This window comes from Pseudarthrobacter equi, from assembly GCF_900105535.1.
Classification (GTDB): domain Bacteria; phylum Actinomycetota; class Actinomycetes; order Actinomycetales; family Micrococcaceae; genus Arthrobacter; species Arthrobacter equi.
Window position 1 is genome coordinate 4,264,294 of the sequence record NZ_LT629779.1, and the last position, 19,449, is coordinate 4,283,742.

The 19,449-nt window shown below is 68.0% G+C and carries 18 protein-coding genes; 7 read left to right on the top strand and 11 right to left on the bottom strand.

Annotated features, from left to right (window positions below):
* Positions 1-203: 203 nt before the first annotated feature.
* Together BLT71_RS19445 and trmB are read left to right on the top strand one after the other, a co-directional pair.
* Positions 204-584, top strand: a complete 381-nt coding sequence (locus BLT71_RS19445; protein WP_091723467.1) for a hypothetical protein — start codon at positions 204-206, stop codon at positions 582-584.
* A 188-nt stretch (positions 585-772) separates the two neighbouring features.
* A complete protein-coding gene (gene trmB / locus BLT71_RS19450) occupies positions 773-1,702 on the top strand; it encodes a tRNA (guanosine(46)-N7)-methyltransferase TrmB (RefSeq protein WP_091723469.1) in 930 nt (309 codons plus the stop codon).
* Between the two features lie 34 nt (positions 1,703-1,736).
* Here trmB and BLT71_RS19455 read toward each other — a convergent pair whose 3' ends face one another.
* Both BLT71_RS19455 and BLT71_RS19460 read right to left on the bottom strand, forming a co-directional pair.
* Positions 1,737-2,183 (bottom strand): hypothetical protein, encoded by a 447-nt coding sequence (locus BLT71_RS19455; RefSeq protein WP_091723471.1) that lies wholly within the window; start codon positions 2,181-2,183, stop codon positions 1,737-1,739.
* Positions 2,184-2,187: 4 nt separating this feature from the next.
* Entirely contained in the window at positions 2,188-3,768 is a 1,581-nt protein-coding gene (locus BLT71_RS19460) for a fimbrial protein (protein WP_091723473.1), read from the bottom strand.
* A gap of 184 nt (positions 3,769-3,952) precedes the next feature.
* Here BLT71_RS19460 and BLT71_RS19465 point away from each other — a divergent pair, with 184 nt between their 5' ends.
* Positions 3,953-4,783, top strand: a complete 831-nt coding sequence (locus BLT71_RS19465) for a DUF1206 domain-containing protein (protein WP_091723474.1) — start codon at positions 3,953-3,955, stop codon at positions 4,781-4,783.
* Between the two features lie 96 nt (positions 4,784-4,879).
* Entirely contained in the window at positions 4,880-5,368 is a 489-nt protein-coding gene (locus BLT71_RS19470; RefSeq protein WP_091723476.1) for an SRPBCC family protein, read from the top strand.
* On the opposite strand, the gene BLT71_RS19475 is transcribed toward BLT71_RS19470, so the two are convergent.
* Both BLT71_RS19475 and BLT71_RS19480 read right to left on the bottom strand, forming a co-directional pair.
* On the bottom strand, positions 5,365-6,138 hold the full coding sequence (locus tag BLT71_RS19475; RefSeq protein WP_091723478.1) for a zf-HC2 domain-containing protein: 774 nt from the start codon (positions 6,136-6,138) through the stop codon (positions 5,365-5,367). The two genes, BLT71_RS19470 and BLT71_RS19475, sit on opposite strands and share 4 nt — an antisense overlap.
* Positions 6,135-6,635 carry a sigma-70 family RNA polymerase sigma factor gene (locus BLT71_RS19480; protein ID WP_091723480.1) on the bottom strand — a complete coding sequence of 167 codons (501 nt, stop codon included), beginning with the start codon at positions 6,633-6,635 and terminating at the stop codon, positions 6,135-6,137. Before BLT71_RS19480 ends, BLT71_RS19475 begins: the two co-directional genes overlap by 4 nt.
* A gap of 178 nt (positions 6,636-6,813) precedes the next feature.
* Between BLT71_RS19480 and BLT71_RS19485 the strand changes: the two genes are divergently transcribed.
* On the top strand, positions 6,814-7,353 hold the full coding sequence (locus BLT71_RS19485) for a COG4315 family predicted lipoprotein (RefSeq protein WP_091723482.1): 540 nt from the start codon (positions 6,814-6,816) through the stop codon (positions 7,351-7,353).
* Positions 7,354-7,397: 44 nt separating this feature from the next.
* On the opposite strand, the gene BLT71_RS19490 is transcribed toward BLT71_RS19485, so the two are convergent.
* From BLT71_RS19490 to BLT71_RS19505, 4 genes are all read right to left on the bottom strand, one after another.
* Positions 7,398-8,195 carry a hypothetical protein gene (locus BLT71_RS19490; RefSeq protein WP_091723484.1) on the bottom strand — a complete coding sequence of 266 codons (798 nt, stop codon included), beginning with the start codon at positions 8,193-8,195 and terminating at the stop codon, positions 7,398-7,400.
* A complete protein-coding gene (locus BLT71_RS19495; protein WP_091723486.1) occupies positions 8,188-8,766 on the bottom strand; it encodes an RNA polymerase sigma factor in 579 nt (192 codons plus the stop codon). Before BLT71_RS19495 ends, BLT71_RS19490 begins: the two co-directional genes overlap by 8 nt.
* 143 nt (positions 8,767-8,909) lie before the next feature.
* A complete protein-coding gene (locus BLT71_RS19500) occupies positions 8,910-9,641 on the bottom strand; it encodes a protein tyrosine phosphatase (protein WP_091723487.1) in 732 nt (243 codons plus the stop codon).
* 240 nt (positions 9,642-9,881) lie between these two features.
* Positions 9,882-10,733, bottom strand: coding sequence for a DMP19 family protein (locus tag BLT71_RS19505; protein ID WP_091723489.1), 852 nt, complete (start codon positions 10,731-10,733; stop codon positions 9,882-9,884).
* Between the two features lie 215 nt (positions 10,734-10,948).
* On the opposite strand from BLT71_RS19505, the gene BLT71_RS19510 reads away from it, so the two are divergent.
* Together BLT71_RS19510 and BLT71_RS19515 are read left to right on the top strand one after the other, a co-directional pair.
* Positions 10,949-14,530: a DEAD/DEAH box helicase gene (locus BLT71_RS19510; protein ID WP_091723491.1), complete on the top strand. Its 3,582-nt coding sequence runs from the start codon at positions 10,949-10,951 to the stop codon at positions 14,528-14,530.
* Between the two features lie 170 nt (positions 14,531-14,700).
* A complete protein-coding gene (locus tag BLT71_RS19515) occupies positions 14,701-15,744 on the top strand; it encodes a glycoside hydrolase family protein (RefSeq protein ID WP_091723492.1) in 1,044 nt (347 codons plus the stop codon).
* Positions 15,745-15,939: 195 nt separating this feature from the next.
* On the opposite strand, the gene BLT71_RS19520 is transcribed toward BLT71_RS19515, so the two are convergent.
* The 3 genes from BLT71_RS19520 to BLT71_RS19530 form a co-directional block, all read right to left on the bottom strand.
* A complete protein-coding gene (locus BLT71_RS19520; RefSeq protein ID WP_091723494.1) occupies positions 15,940-17,232 on the bottom strand; it encodes an ammonium transporter in 1,293 nt (430 codons plus the stop codon).
* Positions 17,233-17,489: 257 nt separating this feature from the next.
* Positions 17,490-18,113, bottom strand: coding sequence for a helix-turn-helix domain-containing protein (locus BLT71_RS19525; RefSeq protein WP_091724209.1), 624 nt, complete (start codon positions 18,111-18,113; stop codon positions 17,490-17,492).
* Positions 18,114-18,162: 49 nt separating this feature from the next.
* Entirely contained in the window at positions 18,163-19,449 is a 1,287-nt protein-coding gene (locus tag BLT71_RS19530) for an allantoate amidohydrolase (protein ID WP_091723495.1), read from the bottom strand.

Below are 19,449 nucleotides of genomic sequence, written 5' to 3' on the forward strand. Positions count from 1 at the left end.
CAGCACCGGCGCTGGCGGGTGCCCGCCGGGGCTCCGGCAACTTGCCGCTGCCAGTCCGCACCCGGAGGTTATCCACATACGGGCGCCGGTGGCTTTTGGGGCGGCCTGCGCTTTCCTAGTTTGGAGACGCGGACCACTGCCAAACGAAGTCCTTTACCCGTCCGCTGCCCAACTACCGGCCGCTCCGGCCCAGCAGGGAGAACATGAGCGCGCAGCCCCTCCAAGAGTCCATTCCGCCCGTCCCCGGACAGCGGGTTTCCGCGAAGGCCATCGCCAGCCTGGTGCTATCCATCGTGGCACCGGCCACGCTCTACATTTCCAGCCCCTTGGCGTTTATCGCCGTGCTGATGACCTATCCGGATGAAGGTCCGTCGCATGCGCCCTGGGTGGCGCCGCTGGTCTTCCTGAGCCTGCCGCTGGCCTGCTGGCTGGTGGCCGTCCCGTTGGCTGTATCGGTCATCAGGAAGTCCACAGGCCGATCGGGCGGTTGGGGGCTGGCGGTGGCATCACTCTGGGTGTCCGGCGCCCTCTTCGTGATTGCCCTGGTCCTCTCGCTGAGGTATGTGCCCATGCTGTTCTACTGATCCCGCAGGGTCCGTGCGGGTTCGCGAGTCCATCCGTCCGCCTGCGGCCGGACCGCGGGCGGGCAGCGGGCGGACGGCTGCAGCGGTGGGACGGGCGGACGGCTGCGGCGGTGGAGCGGGCGGGCGGCGGGGCCGGCCAAGCAAGGCAGGGCGGGCGGCCGGCGTTGCCTGCCGGTATTCTGGAAGGGATGAGCGATTCCCCCGAAAACCCCCAGCAGCCGCATGTTCCCAGGCCGGTGACGCCCGGAACGCAGGCGTCCTTCGGCACCTACGGTGGCCGGCCGGTCAGCTTCGTGCGCCGCGGCACCCGCCTCCAGGGCCGGCGACAGACCGCCTGGGAGGAGCACGCAGAACGGTGGGCCGTGGACGTCCCCCGGCACGTCGCCAATACGTCGGTCCACCCGGACTACACGTTCGACGCCGAGGCGGAGTTTGGCCGCAAGGCGCCGCTGGTGGTGGAAATCGGCTCGGGCCTGGGCGATGCCATCTGCCACGCCGCCGAACAGAACCCGGGCACGGATTTCCTGGCTGTTGAGGTCTACACGCCCGGCCTGGCCAACACCATCATCAAGATCAACGGCCGGGGCCTCACCAACGTCCGCGTGGTGGAGGCCAACGCCCCCGAGGTGCTGGCCACCATGCTGCCCGAGGGCTCCGTCGATGAACTCTGGGTCTTCTTCCCGGACCCCTGGCACAAGTCACGGCACCACAAGCGCCGGCTCATCCAGCCCGAGTTCGCCGGACTTGCCTCCCGTGCGCTGAAGCCCGGCGGACTGTTCCGGATTGCCACCGACTGGTCCAACTACGCCATCCACGTCCGCGACGTGATGGCAGGGTCCGCCGACTTCGAGAACCTGCACACCGGCGAGCGCCGCGGACCGGAGAGCCCGCTGACGCAGGTGTGGCAGTCCGGCGTCGAATCCGTGGTGGGCGGCGCCCCCGTCCGCGAGGGCCGCGCCCCGGTCAGCACCGGCCACACCGGTCCCAACGAGGGCGTTGACGAGACCGGCGGCTGGGCTCCCCGGTTCGAGGGCAGGATCAGGACCAGCTTCGAGGCGAAAGCCCATGAAGCGGGCCGGCTGATCTTCGATCTTTGCTACCGCAGGCGCCAGGCCTGACAGCCGGGCGCTGCAACCGCGCCGGCCGAACGATTCAGCTGACGTTGATGGCGGAGACGACGTCCTTGAGCAGGTCCAGGCGCGGCTCCGCTTCGGGGCTGGCGTAGGGCCAGATCACCACGACGCCGATGAACCGGCCGTTTTCCAGCACGCCTACGGTCGCTGCTACTTTGGGTGATCCCTGTGCGTCGCTGTAGCCAGCCACCACGGCGTACGCGGACTTGCCCGGCAGGCCGAGCTCGCCTTCAGCCAGCAGTGTTCCGCCGCGCTCCTCCAGGTAGAACCCTGCCATCAGGTGCGCCCAGCCCGTGGCCTGCGGCGCGTCCTGCACCGAGTTGTCGTCCTTGATGACGGTGACCAGGACTCCGCCCAGCAGGCCGTATTGCTCCGTGTTGGGACCGGCGCTGGAATCATCCAGGACCTGGGTGTACTCGGGGAAGTCTGCGGTAAACCCCAGCGGGGATTCGATGTGCACTGACATGGGTTCAGAGCCTCTCGAGCTTGGTGTCGTTGGGGACCTTATAGTACGTGGACACGTTGGTGGTGGCCGAACTCTCGGTCTTGACCTCCACCTCGCCCAGCTTCACGTCGAAGCCGGCCTCGTTGGAGGCGGTTACCACGCTGTTGACCTGGACGGTGGCCGAGCCGGCCTCGTACAGCTTGGCGGCGTCACGCGCTGCACCGTAGTCGTTGCCCAGGGCGACGTTGCGCAGGTAGCTGTCCACCACTGCCCGGTTCTCCGGGGTGTAGTCCACGTTGATCTTCACGGTGCCCTGGGTTCCCGCGGACACGGAGGATTCCACCTTGGCCGCCTTCACGTCGGTTCCCTCGGTAACGCCCTGCGCCACGGTGCCTTCCATCGAGACCGTCACGGAATCGATGTTATTGCCTTTGTCCATGTTGACCTGCAGGCCACCCTTGCCGGAGGCTTCGAACGTCCGACCGTCCAGGTTGAGCTTGCCCTGGGCTGACACTTCGCCGCTGGCGGTGGCCGTGCCGTCCGTGAGGTTCCGTTCGTAGGAGAGGTCCAGCTTGGCTGAACCGGAGGCTGCCCCGCTCTCGCCCTCTGCCTCGAGGGACAGCGTGCCCTTGGCCTTGTCCGTCTGGCCGGTTGAGCCGTTGTCCCCGGCGGCATCGTTGATGGTGTCCAGGACGTAGCCGGGCGGGTTGCCGGCGACGTCCTTGATGTCGCCGATGCTGTCCGGCGGCAGGTCCCGGTACATCTGGGCCCGCGCAGCCATGGCTTCCTCCACGCTGCCGAACTTGTACTCGCGGGAGACTTCGCCGCTCAGGGTGACGCCGGCCGTGCCCGAGGTGTCGTTGACGCCCAGGCCCATGTTTCCGTAGACCTTCATGGTGGCGGAACCGTCAGCGTTCTCCACCACCTCGGTGCCCACTTCGGCACCGCCGTGCACCCAGGCGACGCGGGCTTCGATGGAGGCTTTGCCGGTCTCCGTGTAGACCGGAATGTCCGCTTTGGCCAGTTCCTGCAGGTGTTCCTTGGCCAGCTGCTGCGCGGACTCGGGAATGCCGCCGTCCATGCGCATGAGGTCTTTGGCGAAGGGGCCGTTTTCGCCTTCGCCCTCGATCAGGTACTTCCGGTCCGCCTCGGAGAGGCTTGCCCACCACTTGGCCTGCTCCTCGGGGCTGGCGTTGAGCATCTTGTCCAGGCCTGACTCAAGTTCCTTGCGGTGCTCGGCCGCTGCCGCTGCGGCCGCTGCCTGCTCCTGCAGCCAGTCCCGCGCCTGCCCGGCCAGGGACTTGATCTTGTCCCAGGTGCCGCCCCCGCCGCCTCCGCCGGAAGAGTTGGAGGATTTCTCCTGCTCGTCCGCGTGCTTCATCAGGATCTTGGAGTTGGCCCGGAGGCTGGAGACCACCTTCTCCAGGTTGGGCCGGTGGCTGGAGCTCCAGTCCTGGCGGAAACGGGCGCCGTCGGCCCCTTTCCACGGTGCGGACTGGATCTGGCCCTGCAGCGAACCTGCGCGGCTGCTCAGCAGGGAGGCGGCCTGGTCCACTGCCTTGGCCAGCGCCCGCAGCTGGCTGACGTCAGCGCCGTAAAAAGTCATGGTGTTCCCCCGGGTGGTTCGCGGTGAGTGTGAATCGCTGAAGCTTATGGTTGCACAACCGCCGGACCGGGGCGATGGGGATCCCTCCCCATCACCCGGACCCGTGGCACGATTACCTTATGTGGGGCACGCCTACCGGTGAACCACAGCGCCGCCGCCCGGCGCATGCACAAAAGGAACTGCCATCAAAAGAGAACTCAAGCAGGCCGCCGATGCCGCTGAAACCGTCACCAACTCACGGGCACTGGAAGTGCTGGCCAGGGCGGGATTCGCGGCCAGCGGCATACTGCACCTCCTGGTGGGTGCCATTGCCATCCGCCTGGCCACCGGCGGAACCGGCAGCGCGGACTTCAGCGGTGCCGTGGCCGAGCTGGCCACCCAGCCGGCCGGACCGTTCCTGCTGTGGGCCAGTTTCGCCGCCTGCGCTGCCCTGGCCATCTGGCAGGCCAGCGATGCGATCTTCGACTACACCCACCTTCCCACCAAGCAGAAGGCCGCCAACAAGGCCAAGGCCGCAGCGCAGGCCGTGGTGTTCGCCGGCATGGCCCTGACGCTGATGTCCTTTGCCATGGGCACCGGTTCCGATGGCGACAACCGAAAAGCCGCCAGCGACCTGACTTTCTCGCTGATGAAGGCCCCGGGCGGCGTCGCCCTGCTGGTACTGCTGGGGACCGCCATCGCCGTCACCGGCGTCGTGTACGCCATCCGCGGGCTGCGGAAATCGTTCGAAAAGCACCTGGTACTGCCCAGCAATCCCACCGCCAGGACCGCCGTCACGGTGCTGGGCGTGGCAGGCTACGTGGCCAAGGGAACGGTGCTGTTGCTGACCGGGCTGCTGATCGCCATTGCCGCGTGGCAATCCCATCCTGAACAATCCACAGGCCTGGACGGCGGCCTGCGCGGCCTGCGGGACCAGCCCCTGGGGGTCTACCTCCTGGCTGCGGTGGGGGCAGGGCTGATTTGCTACGGCGTGTACATGATCGTGCGGGCCAAGATCGCCCGGATGATCAAGTAGTCCGGCAGGACGTACTTGAGGTGGCCGGGCATGGCCGCCTCGAAGATCCGGGCCGGCGCGGCCGGGGGTTGCTGCGCGTGTCGCTAGGGTTGGACCATGCCCCAGGTACGCGCTGAACGCCATATCCGCACCGATCCAGAGACGGCCTTCGCTTTCTCCCAGACCACGGGTTCCTTCCGCTTGAAATGGGACCCGTTCATCTCCGCGCAGGGCTTCCTGGACGGAGCGGCCCAGGCCGGCAAGGGGGTCAGGACCCGGACGCGGTCCCGCCCTGGCCTGGTGATGGTCAGCGAATACGTCTCCTATTCGCCGCCCCGCAACGTGGGGATGACCATGGTGGCCGGGCCCTGGTTCTTCGAAAACTTCGGCGGGGGCTGGCGCTTCACCGCGGACGACGGCGGCACCCGGGCCGTGTGGAAGTACACCTTTTCCTGCCGCCCGGCGCTGCTGCGGCCGCTGATGGAAAGGATCGGCACCTGGCTGCTGGGCCGGGAGATCGAAAAGCGGATCGAGGCGTTCGCACGGGCGTGCGAGGACGCCGGCCTCCAGGCGGAGTTCCGGGAACTCCACGACCGGACCGCCTAGGGAACGGTGATGACGGCGACCGCCTGCTGCGTCCCGTCCCGCAATTCCACACTGGAGATCCTGCCCAGCTGGATCGGCGTGGCGCCGGTGACCTTGACCCGGCCGCTGGGCGTGGCCGTCCAGGCGCAGGCGCGGTCCTCGCCGCCGTCGCGGTCCCTGACCCACAGCGAGAGCGTCCCGTCGGACGGCAGGCTGCTGCCGTTCACCGCCAGTTCGGTTCCCCAGGTCTTCCGGGCCAGGTCGATGCGGAACTGCAGCCCTCCACCGGACTGCACCGAGTAGGTGGCATCAGGCTGCGGCGCCCGCACCAGCAGCGGTCCCACGGCGAGGCCAACCGCAAGGCAGGCAGCGGCGGCCGCGCCGGCGAGCGCTACCCACCGCCGTCGCAATGTCCGGCGACGGCGCGCAAGTTCGTGCAGCAGCGGCTGCGAAGCGGGAACCTGGTCCGCGGCCGGGCGGGGAAAGGCTGCCGGCAAGGCGTCCGCCAGCCCGGCCGCAGGCACTGGCTCCATGACACCGGGCTCCTTGAAACTAGGCTCACTGGCACCGGGCTCCGCGACACCGGATTCCGTGGCGCCGGGAACCGACGTGAGGGCCAGGGCGTCCGGCACGGGAAGGGCGTCGAGCAGCGCGGGGAGTGTCTCCAACCCGGCCAGTTCGTCCCGGCATTCGCGGCACTGCGCCAGGTGCGATTCGAACACTGCCGTGTCTCCGGCGTCGAGCCCGCCCAACAGGTAGGCACCCAGCAGGTGGTGGGGGTCCGAGGTCATGGTTCCACCCCCATCTCGTCGAGGATAGTCCGCAGGGCCCGCACGGCGTAGTAGGCGCGGGACTTCACGGTGCCGCTGGGGATATTGAGCTGGGCGGCGGCCTCGTTGACCGTGAAGCGGCGGTAGTGCAGCGCCACCAGGACGTCCCGGTGTTCCTTGCTGAGGCGCAAGAGGGCCTCCTCGATCAGCACCCGGTTCAGCAGGCCGTCCACGCGCTCCATAACCCCGGCCTGGCGGGTTGGCTCGCCCTCCAGCGTTTCGGCGGGGCGGCGCTGGGCGCGCCGGTAGTTGTCGATCATGATGTTCCTGGCCGTCCGGTAGAGGTAGCTGCGGATGCTGCCGTTGATGTCAGGTGCCTGCTGCCAGACGCGCAACACGGTTTCCTGCACCACGTCCTCGGCCAGCTGCGGGTCCCGCGATGCACTGAGCACGAACCGCCGCAGCGCCGTGCCGTGTTCACGGTAGAGGGACTCCACCGCATCCTCGTCGAGCGGCATCCCATCCTCCTGCCCGCGTTCATCCGCTGTTTGTCCATTCAGACGCCGTTTCCGGGCAAATGGTTCAACCGCACGGGCCTACCCTGTTTTGCCACCGCCTTGAACCATTCTTCACCCGGAGGCGTCATACCGGTTAGCGTCCGGTGATCCGACGCCGGACACCAGCAAAGGAGCAACCATGAAATCCCGTTTGGGTGCAGGTTTCGCCATTTTGGCCCTCACTGCTGCACTGGCCGCCTGCGGCGGAAGCAGCGGAACCACGCCGGCTTCCACCCCGGCCGGCACGGCCAGCGCCCCGGCCACGTCCGCGGCGCCTTCCGCCACCTCCACCGGTACCTCGAGTGCCGCCGTCGACCTCAAAACGGAGTCCTCCAGCGCGGGCACCATCGTTGTGGATGCCAAAGGCATGAGCGTCTATTTCTTCACGAAGGACACCAAGGACTCAGGTACCAGTGCGTGTGCTGATGCCTGCCTGAAGGCGTGGCCGCCGCTGACCACCACGTCCTCCACACCGTCGGCCGACGGCGTGACAGGAAAGCTGGGCACCATCACCACGGCGGACGGCAAGCAACAGGTCACGCTTGAAGGCATGCCGCTGTACTACTTCGCCAAGGACACCAAGCCAGGCGATGTCCTCGGCCAGGGCGTCAACAACGTCTGGTACTTGGCAAACCCGTCCGGCAGCATGATCCAGACGGCCAGCGGCGCCGCCTATTAGGGGCGGACTGATCAGCCTCAGGCACAGAGACGGGCTGCAGGCGCCTAGTGGTGGGGGGCTGCAGGAAGTGTTGTGGGCAGCGGAAGCTGCGGCACTTCCGGCAGTGGCACCTGCGGCCGCTGGGGCAGCCTGTCCGTGACCTCCGTGGGGACGGCCGTGGGCAATGACCCTGGCCCGGGCACGCCAGCAGGATTGCCCGGTGTCGCGGCCGGAGACGGGATGCCTTCCGGAACAGCGGGAGCGTCCGACGCCGGCGCCCCGGCACGTGCCTCAGCCTGCGCAGGTGCCGTGGGCACCGCGGCCGGGCTCACCGGCGTGGCCGGGGCAGGCGCCGCCGGTTCCCCCGGATGCGCCGGGGGTACGGGGGCCTGCCGTTGTCCGGCGGGCCCGGATCCCGTGACGAAGGAGGTCACGGCGTGGTTGAGGTGGGTGAACGAATCGCGGATGCCCTGATCGGACGCGGCAGCAACAGCGCCGCCGGCGGTCAGGGTGACGCCCAGGGTCAGCGCGGTGAGGGCAGCCCGGCCCTTCGCCCGGCGCCGCCCGGCAAGCTCGTCGCCGGGTGAGCCGGTGGCGCCATGCGGGGCATCGGCCACGGCGGCAGGGGAATCCGCCGCGGCGGGTTCAGCCGGGGAAGCAGCCTCAGCAGCGGTTTCGCTGGAACCGGCAGTGCGGGCACGCTCGAGCAGCGCTGCGACGGCGGCCGAGGGCTCGGGAACTTCGGCGCCCAGGGCGCGGAGCTGCAAAAGGGCGGGGCGGAGCTGGCCGTCGTCGTCCAGGTCCGCCTCGAGCAGCAGCTGGTCAACGAATCCTTCACTGCGGGATCCTGCGGTGTCACTCATGATTCGCCTGGTTTCTTTTGAGCGTCTGTGCCTTGAGGTTTTGGAGGGCCCTGCGCTGGAGCTGCTTGATGGCTCCGGCGCTCTTGCCCATGATGGCGGCCACCTGTTCGATGGACAGGTCCGCCACGATGCGGAGGGCCAGGACTTCCTGGTGTTCATCGGCCAGCCCTTCGAGCATGGCGGCCGCCCCTCCGGTGAGTTCCACCGCGTGGTCCTCCGCGGACGGGGATGTCCGGGCGTCGTCGTGGGGATCGTAGGGCGTCAGCAGCGGCCTGCGCTCCAGCCGGCGGTAGTGGTCCACCATGCGGGCGTGAGCGATGGAGAAGATCAAGGATTTGGCGCCCTGCAGGCCGCCCGTGAGGCTTTCGATCCTGGGGTAGAAGGCCAGGAAGACGTCCTGGGTCACGGCCTCGGGATCATCGACGCCGCGCGCTGTGAGGTAACCCTGGACCGGGCCGGCGAAGGACCGGTAGGCAGCAGCAAACAACACAGCGGGATCTGCTCCGGCTGTGTTCTCGAATTCTTCGGTTTCTGCGTGGGCCAACGTGTCCAGCACCAGCGGCTCCTCCATTCCGGGAACGGCGTGCGCACGCCCTTCCCGGTTCCATCTGCAGGCTGCCGGCGCGTTGCCCCGGCTGCGGCTTACCAGCCGCGGTGGACTGCGGGGGCAGGCGGCAAAGGCCGTTTCCCGCAGTCCACCCTAGCCAACTGCTGCTAGCGGGCGGAAACGGAAGGTACGTCTACGCTGTTGCCCGGAATGGCGGGAACTGCGGGCACAGCCGGAACCTTGGGGGCGTCGTCAACGCCGGGGACGGCGGGAACAGCAGGAACAGCCGGCACGGTGGGAACGGCCGGGAGTTCCGGGCGGTGGGCGTCGACGGCGGCGGAACCGTTGGCGGACGCGGCAGCCTTTGCTGCGGCATCGGCGTCGGCCGCGACGTCGGTGCAGTAGCTCTCGATGTTGGCTTCGCCGTCGGCGGCGAGCTTCAGCGAGGAGAAGCCCTCGGAAGAAGCGTTCAGGCCACCGTGGGTGAAGGCGGTGCAAAGGCCGATTGCTGCGGCACCTGCGGCGTCCACGGCGGAGTTGGCGGCGGCGGAAGCGGAGCCCTTGGCAGCAACGCTGTCCTCGCTGACCTCGGCGTCGGCGTCAGCGGAAGCAGTTGCGTCTGCGGAGGCTGTTGCCTTCGCCGTGGAATCAGCGGCAGCCTTGACGTCTTCAGCACCAGTGTTGGCTGCGGCGCCGGCGGTGCCTTCAAGAGCGTCGGAAGCGGCGTTGGCGGCCAGCTTCGGAGCCGGAGCGCCGAAGAGTTCGTGCGCGGTCTGCTGGGCTTCGGCGGGGAGGACACCGGAAGCGGCGGCTGCGCCGGTTCCGCCTACGGCCAGGGTGCCTGCTGCCAGGACTCCGGCGGCGACTTTGCTGGTTGCGAGAACGGTGAACAACGACATAAGACACTCCAAAACGTAGACAACACTTTGTGGTTCGGGCCCGCCGGGCGGGCCCATCACCTCCTACATCGCCGGACGGTCCGGAAAGGTTACGGGTGCTGTGAAAGTTTTTCCGGAAGCCCGGTTTCGGAGCGCCGGTCAGCCGTTTTTTTGACGGGAAGGGCCCGCATTCGCTGCTGCGTGACAGCGGATGCGGGCCCCCGACGCTCAACGGCCGTAAGCAGGACAGGCAGGCCTGTCCTACGCTTCGACCAGCCCGGCGTCAGCCTCTTCGAACTCCACGGCCGCCACGATCTCCTGGGTTTCGGGGTTGATCATGAAGGCTTCGTCATCCTCCTCGACCATGAGGAAGTCGCCGTGGTCGGTGCTGAAGTACCACGCGAGGGTCTTTTCGCCGTCGTGCACGTAGTTGGGGTCGCCCATGGTGATCCTGGCCAGCTCGTAGCCGGCGATGCTGCACAGTTCACGGATGATGATTTCGAAGTCGGGGGCGTCCTCCAGGGCTTCCTCTGCCGCCCTGGCCTGGCGCTCGGCCAGGTCCGGGATCTGGGCGGCGAGCTGCTGGATGTAGGGGCCCACCTCTTCGTCGTCGAGGACCAGCAGGTCCGCCTGACCGCGCAGCCACGCCGCGTTCAGGGCCGTGATGTTCTCCCGTTCCAGCAGTTCCTCGAACTCGCCGTCGAGCTCTTCCATGGCGACGACCCCGGCCGGCACCTCGTCATCGTCATCCAGCGGTCCGTCCAGGTAGTGCTCCGCATCCTCTTCGGACAGGTCCCCGTAGGCTTCCACTGCGCGGTTGAACAGGTCAAGGTGCGCTGTGGCGCCCATGCCGGCCATGCCCTCCCGGATGAGGGTGTCCGTTTCGCTGCGGTCAACGGACATGAAGGCGTACTGCGCGAACCCGCCCTCCAACGCCTGGGTGAGGTAGAAATCCACGTAGTAGCTGCGGACGGCAACAGGCGACATTTCATCAGTAGCCAGGTGCGCGGTGTGCATGGCATCCACCACGCTGACGTTGGCCGCTACGGCTTCCTCATCACTTGCTTCGATGCTGCTGCTGGTCAGGACGACGGGCTGCTGGGTGGTGATCATGGAATCCCTCACTGCTGGCTGGTGCTGCGGACATTTTCACGCTACGTCCGCAAAACTGCCGCCCCGTGGAGGGGGACATGAACGTCCGGCGAAGTTTTCATGGGAGGCAGGTGCCGGGGCCGCGGCACGGCCGGGCTGCCGGGCGAACTAAGATGGATCAGATAACCACCCGACGGACCCGGCCCTTCCGTGGGCTGCTGAAAGTAGCGCGCACCATGCCATCCCAACCGGACGAGAGTGCGGCACTGGCAATACAGACCCCCGCCATCAACGACCGCTCGCTCGCGGCCGGGCTTGCCTATGCCATGGGCAGCCGGGTCACCGGGATATCGTTCGACGCCGGCACCGGGCTCATGCTGGGCAAGGTCCGGGGAAGCGCGGACACCCCGTATTCCACCACCGCCAAGCTGGTCCGCAAGGGCGGCGGCTGGAGCTGCACGGTGGGTGTGTGCAGTTGCCCGGTGCGGAAAGACTGCAAGCACGTTGCCGCCCTGCTGTTCGCGGCTGAAGACAACCCGGCCACACGGGTCCAGTTGCTGGCCCCGTCAAGTTCCACGCAGGTCTCGCACCAGCCCGGCGGGGCCGTCCTGTCCGACTGGGAGCAGGCCCTCAACCCGCTGATTGCCAAGCCGGGATCGGCTCCTGCGGGCAGCGGGGTGCCGCTGGCGCTGCAGTTCGAGGTTGAAGAACCGGCCCCGCACTTCTCCTACACCGGCCGGCGGGACCCGGTGCGCAGCGTCCGGCAACTCAAGGCCCGGCCCGTGATCATGGGCGCCAAAGGCAAGTGGATCCGCGGCGACGTCTCCTGGAACACCCTGAACTACCTGAACTTCCGGCGGGAATCGAACCAGGAACACGTGGAGTGGCTGCAGGAATTCCTGGCATCACACTCGGCGGCGGCCAGCCGGATGCACAACGCCTCCGGGCTGTGGCTGGGACTGAACTCCTACTCGGGGAAGAACCTGTGGAGCCTGCTGGCCGACGCCGGGAAGATCGGGCTCGTTCTGGTCAACTCGCGAGGCTCTGAGCCCGTGCGGCTCGCCGAGGCGCCTGCCGCCGTCGCGCTTTCCCTCAGCCGCTACGGCACTCCGCTCGCGGGATCGGAACAGCCGGAACCCGCCAGCCCCGGCAGTACGTCCGACGGCGGCCTGGAGCTGGCGCCCACCATCACCGTGGAGGGCGAAGAGATCGATCCGGCGGCCGCCGGGACCATTGGCCGGCCCGCGCACGGGATTTTCTTCACCACCGGGGAGGCATCGTTGCCGGGCGTTCCCGATCCGGACGGCGTCCTCACGCTGGCACCCCTGGAGGGCGGGCTCAGCGAGGAATTGCTGGCGTTCGTCACGGCAGGCAGCACGCTGCACATCCCGGCCAAGGACGAATCCAGGTTCCTCACCGGCTTCTACCCCAAGCTGAAGCAGACCGCGCGGGTAACGGCCCGGGACGAATCGGTGGAGCTGCCCACGCTGGCCGTTCCTTCACTGTCCCTGCTGGCGAACTACGGCAACGACCACCGGGTCCGGCTGCACTGGGAATGGCATTACAAGAGCGGCAACCACGTGACGGCCCAGCCCCTGTGGCGCCACCCGGGAGACCAGGGCTACCGGGACGACACCGCGGAGTCCCGCATCCTGGAAGGCATCGGGCAGCCGTGGAACGTTGTGGCCGCGCTGGGCGAGTCCTCCACGGGCGGCTGGGGCACACCCCGGCTGGCGGCCTCCGCCGAGCTCAAGGGGCTGGACACCCTCGCCTTCACCGAGGAGGTGCTGCCGCGGCTGCGCGAAGCACGGGACGTGGACGTGGAAACGGCCGGGGACATCGCGGACTACCGCGAAGCCGAGGAAGCGCCGGTGGTATCCATCTCCACCAAGGCCACCGAGCAGCGCGACTGGTTCGACCTCGGCATCCAGATTTCGCTGGAGGGCCAGCCGGTGTCCTTCGCCGCCGTGTTCTCCGCATTGGCTTCCGGGCAGACCAAAATGCTGTTGCCCAGCGGCGCGTACTTCTCCCTGGACCTGCCGGAACTGCACCAGCTTCGCGCCCTCATCGAAGAGGCCCGTTCGCTGCAGGACAACAAGGACGCGCCGCTGCAGATCAGCCGGTTCCAGGCAGGCCTCTGGGATGAGCTGGCGCAGCTGGGAATCGTGGACCAGCAGGCGGCCACGTGGCGCTCCGCGGTGGGCGGCCTGCTGGAGGGCGGCATGGACGGGCTGCCGCTGCCCGCCTCCCTGAACGCCGAGCTGCGCCCATACCAGCTCGAAGGGTTCAACTGGCTCAGCTTCCTGTACAAGCACAGCCTGGGCGGGGTCCTCGCGGACGACATGGGCTTGGGCAAAACCGTGCAGGCGCTCGCCCTGATGTGCGCGGCGAAGGAACTCGCCGTCGAGGCCGCTGCGGCGCTACTCGAAGATTCGGTACCGGACGCTTCGGATTCGGAGACCGCGGTTTCGGGGGCTTCGGTTCCGGGGGACTTGGCTTCGGCGGCTGTCGACGGCTCGTCCGACGTCGGCACTGGCACCCCGGGTGCGCAGCCTGCGGAAGCCAGGCCCGCCGCCGCCGCGCCCTTCCTGGTGGTGGCCCCCACCAGCGTGGTGGGCAACTGGGCGCTCGAAGCCGCGCGCTTCGCCCCTGGCCTCACCGTCCGCACCGTGGGCGAAACTTTCGCCAAGAGCGGGCAGGACGTGGCGGATGCCTTGGGCGGCGCCGACGTCGTGATTACCTCCTACGCGCTGTTCCGGATCGATTACGAGTCGTATGCCTCGCGCGAGTGGTCCGGGCTGGTGCTGGATGAGGCGCAGTTTGTGAAGAACCACCAGTCCAAGGCGTACCAGTGCGCCCGGAAGCTGCCGGCGGCGTTCAAGCTGGCCATCACCGGTACCCCGCTGGAGAACAACCTGATGGAGTTCTGGGCGCTGACGTCCATCGTGGCCCCCGGCCTGTTCTCCAGCCCCAAGCGCTTCGCGGAGTACTACCAGAAACCGGTGGAAAAGAACGGCGACAAGGGCCAGCTGGAGAAGCTGCGGCGCCGGGTCCGCCCACTGATGATGCGGCGCACCAAGGACCAGGTGATCAAGGACCTGCCGCCCAAGCAGGAACAGATCCTGGAAGTGGTGCTGAACCCGCGGCACCAGAAGGTCTACCAGACGCACCTGCAGCGCGAGCGGCAGAAGATCCTGGGGCTGATCGAGGACGTCAACAAGAACAGGTTCACCATCTTCCAGTCGCTGACGCTGCTGCGGCAGCTGAGCCTGGACGTCTCGCTGGTGGACCCTGCTTTGTCCGCGGTCCGGTCGAGCAAGCTGGATGTGCTGTTCGAGCAGCTCGAGGACCTGGTGGCTGAGGGGCACCGGGCCCTGATCTTCAGCCAGTTCACCGGTTTCCTGGGGAAGGTCCGGGAGCGGCTGGACGAGGAGGAGATCGAGTACTGCTACCTCGACGGCGGCACCCGGAACCGTGCCGACGTGGTCAGCGAATTCAAGAACGGCAGGGCACCGGTGTTCCTGATCTCGCTGAAGGCCGGCGGATTCGGGCTCAACCTCACCGAAGCCGACTACGTCTTCCTGCTCGATCCGTGGTGGAACCCGGCGTCGGAGGCCCAGGCCGTGGACCGGACCCACAGGATCGGCCAGGCCCGGAACGTGATGGTGTACCGGCTCGTCGCCAAGGACACCATCGAGGAGAAGGTCATGGCGCTGAAGACCCGGAAGTCGCAGCTGTTCGCCGACGTCATGGAGGGCGATGCCCTGTCCGGCGGTGCCATCACAGCCGAGGACCTGGCGGGGCTGTTCAAGGAGTAGGCTCGCGCCGGCGCACTCTCGACACGTAAGCCCAACTTCGATGCGCAGATCCGGTTTCGCGGCCCGGATCTGCCCAGCGTCAGCGAACCTGCGCAGCGCCAACGCATTCACGCGTCCGAAATCGCCGTCTATGCTGGTATCCAGCCGAAAACTACAACGTTGGAGAAAAAGTGCCCCAGCCACAGCAGGCCGAGCAACTTGTCCCTGATGCGCCGGCCCCGCAGGCCCTGCCGCACCTGAGCCCTGACGCCTTCACGGTCCCCTACCTCGACCCCGTTTGGGACGGCCCCACCGATCCCGTCCTGGTGGCCGACCACCTGGCCAATGAGTGGGTGCTGTTCTACACCCAGCGCCGCGCCACCGCTCCGGGACTGAGCGGCGTGGAATGGGTCCACGGGACCGGCATCGGCGTTGCGAGATCGTCCGACGGCGGCGAAACCTGGCGCTATCAGGGCACCGCGGAGGGGCTCATCCCGCCCGGAACGGAACTGCCGGCAACCCTCTGGGCGCCCGACGTCGTCCGCATCGGGGACCTGTGGATCATGTACCTTTCCGTACTCGGCGGACGGCGCACGGACTGGACGGGGAAAGCCGAAATCGTCCAGTTCGCCAGCCGGGACCTCAACCACTGGGAGTACCTCGGCCCCATCGACCTCGACTCCCCCAGGGTCATCGACGCCGCCGTGGCCCGGTGCGGGGACGGCCGCTACCGGCTCTGGTACAAGGACGAGACCCGCGGTTCGAACACCTGCAGCGCGGTCAGCGACACCCCGGAAGACCCGGCGTCGTGGGTCCTTGAAGGCGTGGCGATCCCCGGGCGCCCGCACGAGGGACCCAAGGTCTTCCGGCTGGGCGGCAGCTACTGGATGATCGTGGACGAATGGCGCGGCCAGGCCGTCTACCGTTCCGAAGATGCCGCCGGCGCCTGGATCCGGCAGGAACACCTGGGCGGGCTGATCCTCACGGCGCCGGAAACCGTGGACGGGCGGCCCGTCGTCGGACGCCATGCGGACGTGGTGCCGCTACCCGTTCCGCCTGCAGCAGGAACGTACGACGGCGGCGCGCAGCAGGCGCTGCTGGTCTACTTTACGCACCCGCACTGGGGCGGTGAGGACATTGGCACCATGGCGCCGGACCCGCGCACCCGCCTGAGCCACGTCCGCGCCGCGGTGCTGGAAGTCCGTGACGGCGTCCTGGTGTGCACCGAACACTGAAACTTCCGCGTTGCGCCGGGCACAACGAAGGGCCAAACCCTGGAACTATAAGCCGGCAGAATCCTGCCGGCACCGGTCCAAGGTTTGGCCCTGACTCGTGCTCTGGATTGCACCTCACGGAGTGAGGGTTTACCGGACACCGCCCCCAGCAGGCGGGCCCGGCAGCTTTGCTTTCCGGTAGGTGACGGGCCGGGGTTAGACCCGCTGCGGCGAGCCCAGGTCCACCGGGTCCTCGTCCGTCAGGTAGGCCAGCTCGGAGTGGGCTGCGAGGTCGATGCCGCGCAGTTCGTCCTCGGGCTTGATGCGGAGGCCGCCCATCGTCTTGTCCAGGATCTTGGCCAGGAGCCAGGTGATGCCGAACGAGTAGGCCAGCACCGTGACGGTGGCGAGGGCCTGGACTCCGAGCAGTTCGAACCCGCCGCCGTAGAAGAGGCCGCTGACCCCGTTGGGGGCGGCGTCGGTGGCGAAGAGGCCGATCAGCAGGGTACCCAGGATGCCGCCCACCAGGTGGACGCCGACGACGTCGAGCGAGTCGTCGAAGCCCAGCCGGAACTTCAGTTCGATGGCCAGCGAGCAGACAGCGCCTGCAATCGCACCGATGGCCACGGCACCGAGCGGGCTGACCGAGCCACAGGCGGGGGTAATGGCAACGAGCGCCGAGATCAGGCCGGACGCTGCGCCCATGCTGGTGGCGGAGCCGTGTCGGAACCGCTCAACAAGGGCCCAGGCCAGCAGGCCGGCGGACGCGGCCACGGCCGTGTTCAGGAAGACCACCGACGCCGAGTGTCCGGCGGAAAGGGCCGAGCCCGCGTTGAAGCCGAACCAGCCCACCCACAGCAGGCCCGCGCCCACCAGGACCAGCGGCCGGCTGTGCGGCTTGGCGTGTTCCACCTTGGGCCAGCCGGAGCTCTTGCCGAGGACAAGGGCCAGGGCCAGGGCAGCTGCGCCGGCGTTCATGTGCACCGCGGTGCCGCCGGCGAAGTCGATGGCCTTGATGCCGTTGGCGATCCAGCCGCCCACCGTGCTGCCGTCCGCGGAATTGAACGCGAACACCCAGTGCGCAATGGGGAAGTAGACGACGGTGGCCCAGATGCCGGCGAACACCATCCAGGCGCCGAACTTCATGCGGCCCGCGGCGGCACCGGCAACCAGCGCAGTGGTGACGCAGGCGAAGAACAGCTGGAACGCGGCGAACAGGATGACCGGGATGGACGCCTCCTTATCCTCGGCCATCAGCTGTCCCATGCCGGGGAACTCGGTGACGTCACCGATCAGCCCCAGCCCGCCCACGGAGTTTCCGAAGGCCATTGAGTACCCGAAGAGTGCCCAGAGGACGGCCACCAGGCTGGCGCCGCCAAAGCACATCATCATCATGTTGAGAATGCGGCGCGAGCCCACCATGCCCCCGTAAAAGAGTGCGAGGGCGGGAATCATCATGCAGACCAGTGCCGAGCTGGCCAATATCCAAGCGACATTTCCCGAATCCATGGGAAACCCCTTTCGTGATGCGACGAAGAGAACGGAAATTTTGCCGTCAGAACCGCTCCGGCGGAAGGGACGCGGGGTCTGTGCCATCTTCAGCGGAGGGCGGCAGTTTGCCGTCGTGATCCAACTGTAAGGCGGGCATTTCGGGCTGGGTTTCGGGCGTGTTAAATGCTGGTTTCAGTCATCCACGCGCGAGTTTCAGGAGTAACAGGGCAGGCCAGAAAGCCCGGAATTGCGGGGGTTTTGGACGCGGCCGCGAGCTACTTTGCGGAGACGGCCAGGAAGCTGATGGGGAGGTCCAGCAGCTCCAGCGGACCGTGGGGTCCTTCCCCGTCCAGCAGCAGGGAATCGCCGGCTTCCATGGCGTATTCGTAGGAGCCGTGGCCGTAGACCATCCGGCCCGAGAGCATGTAGATGAACTCGGTGCCCGGGTGCTGGAACAGCGGAAACACGTCGCTGGCGTCCGTGAGGGTCACCAGCGTTGGTTCCAGCGCGTCGGTGCGGCCCTTGAGGGTTCCCAGCACACGGTATTCGTGGCCGTGCTGGGTTCCGCTGCGGACCGTCAGGCTGCCCTGGCCGCTCTTGGTGAACGTGGCGTCCCGGTCCGTGTCCGCACCGCGGAACAGCGCCGTGACGGGGACTTTCAGCCCGTCCGCCAGCCGCTGCAGGGTGGTCAGGGAACAGGAGGTGGTGGCGGTTTCCACCCGCGAGATCATGGCCTTGGACAGTCCCGTGCGGGCCGCGAGTTCAGCCGAGGAGAGACCGGCCGCGGTGCGGTAGTGCCGGACCTGCGCGGCGATGACCTGCTCCAGCTTCCCGGTGACCTGGTCTGCGACGGCCTCGGCCTGCTGGTCATCTGCGCGGTCCCCGGCCTGTTCGGTCATGGTTGCCATCTTAGGCGGGCCGCGCGGGCTCCGGAGTACGACGCCGGAGCTAGCCAATGGTGCGGGCCTCGCCCAGGAGCCCGGCCAGGGAGTCCGCCAGGGCAACGGCGCCTGCCTCGGCGTCCCGGTCCTCCACCAGTTCGTCGGGTGAATGCGAAATGCCGGTGGGGTTACGGACGAACAGCATGGCCGTGGGCAGGTGCGCCGCCAGCACACCGGCGTCGTGCCCTGCACCGGTGGCCAGCACCGGCGCGGCAGGCAGGAGCTGCTGCAGCCGGTCCCGGAGGCCGCCGTCGAAATGCACCGTGGGGCTCAGCGACTCCATGGTGAGGCTGGCGGAACAGCCTTCCCCGGCGGCGAGGACCTGGGCGTTCAACCCGATGGCCTCCACCAGCGCGGCGGTGACCGAATCCTCCGGGTGCCGGACGTCGATCCACAGGTCCACCCGGGACGCGATGACGTTGGTGCCGCCGGGAACGGGCTGCAGCCGGCCCACCGTGGCACGGGCGTCACGGTACTTGCGGGCGGTGTCGCGGATGCCCACCACCACCTTGGCGGCCGCGATCATGGGGTCCCTGCGGTCCTTCATGAGCGTGGTGCCGGCGTGGTTCCCTTCGCCGGAGATGGCCAGTTTCCAGCGGCCGTGGCCCAGGATGGACGAGCCAACCGCCACCGGCTGGTCCAGGTCGATCAGGCCCCTGCCCTGCTCCACGTGCAGCTCAACGAACATCCCCAGCTGCTGCAGCGCCTTGTAGTCAGCGCCGATGAACCGCGGGTCCTGTCCGCTGGCTGCTGCGACGTCGGCGTACGTGTTGCCGTCCGGGTCACGGAGGTTGCGGGCCTTGTTGGGATCGAGTTCGCCCGTGAGGAGCCGCGAGCCCAGGCAGGCAATGCCGAACCGCGAGCCCTCCTCCTCCGGGAACACCGCGATGGCCAGCGGCCGCCGCGGCCGGAATTTCCGGGCCTTGAGGTGGTCGACGGCGATGAGGGCCGAGGCGACCCCCAGGGGGCCGTCGTACTCGCCGCCGCCGGGGACGGAGTCGAGGTGGCTGCCGGTGGCCACGGCGTCCTTCCGCACGCCCGTGGCCGTGTCCCACCAGGCCCAGATGATGCCGTTGGCATCCGTGTGGACGTCCAGCCCGCGCCGGGAGGCCTGCTCGATGAACCAGCTCCGCAGGTCCGTTTCGGCGGTGGAAAACACCGGGCGGGAATAGCCGCCACGGGTCCTGTCGCGTCCAACGTCGGAAATCTCCTTCAGGAGGCCGGCAACGGTGGGTGCGCCGGCAGTTTCGGCGGGCACCGCAGGCGGTGCGGGTGCTGTCTGGGGAAGGCTCAC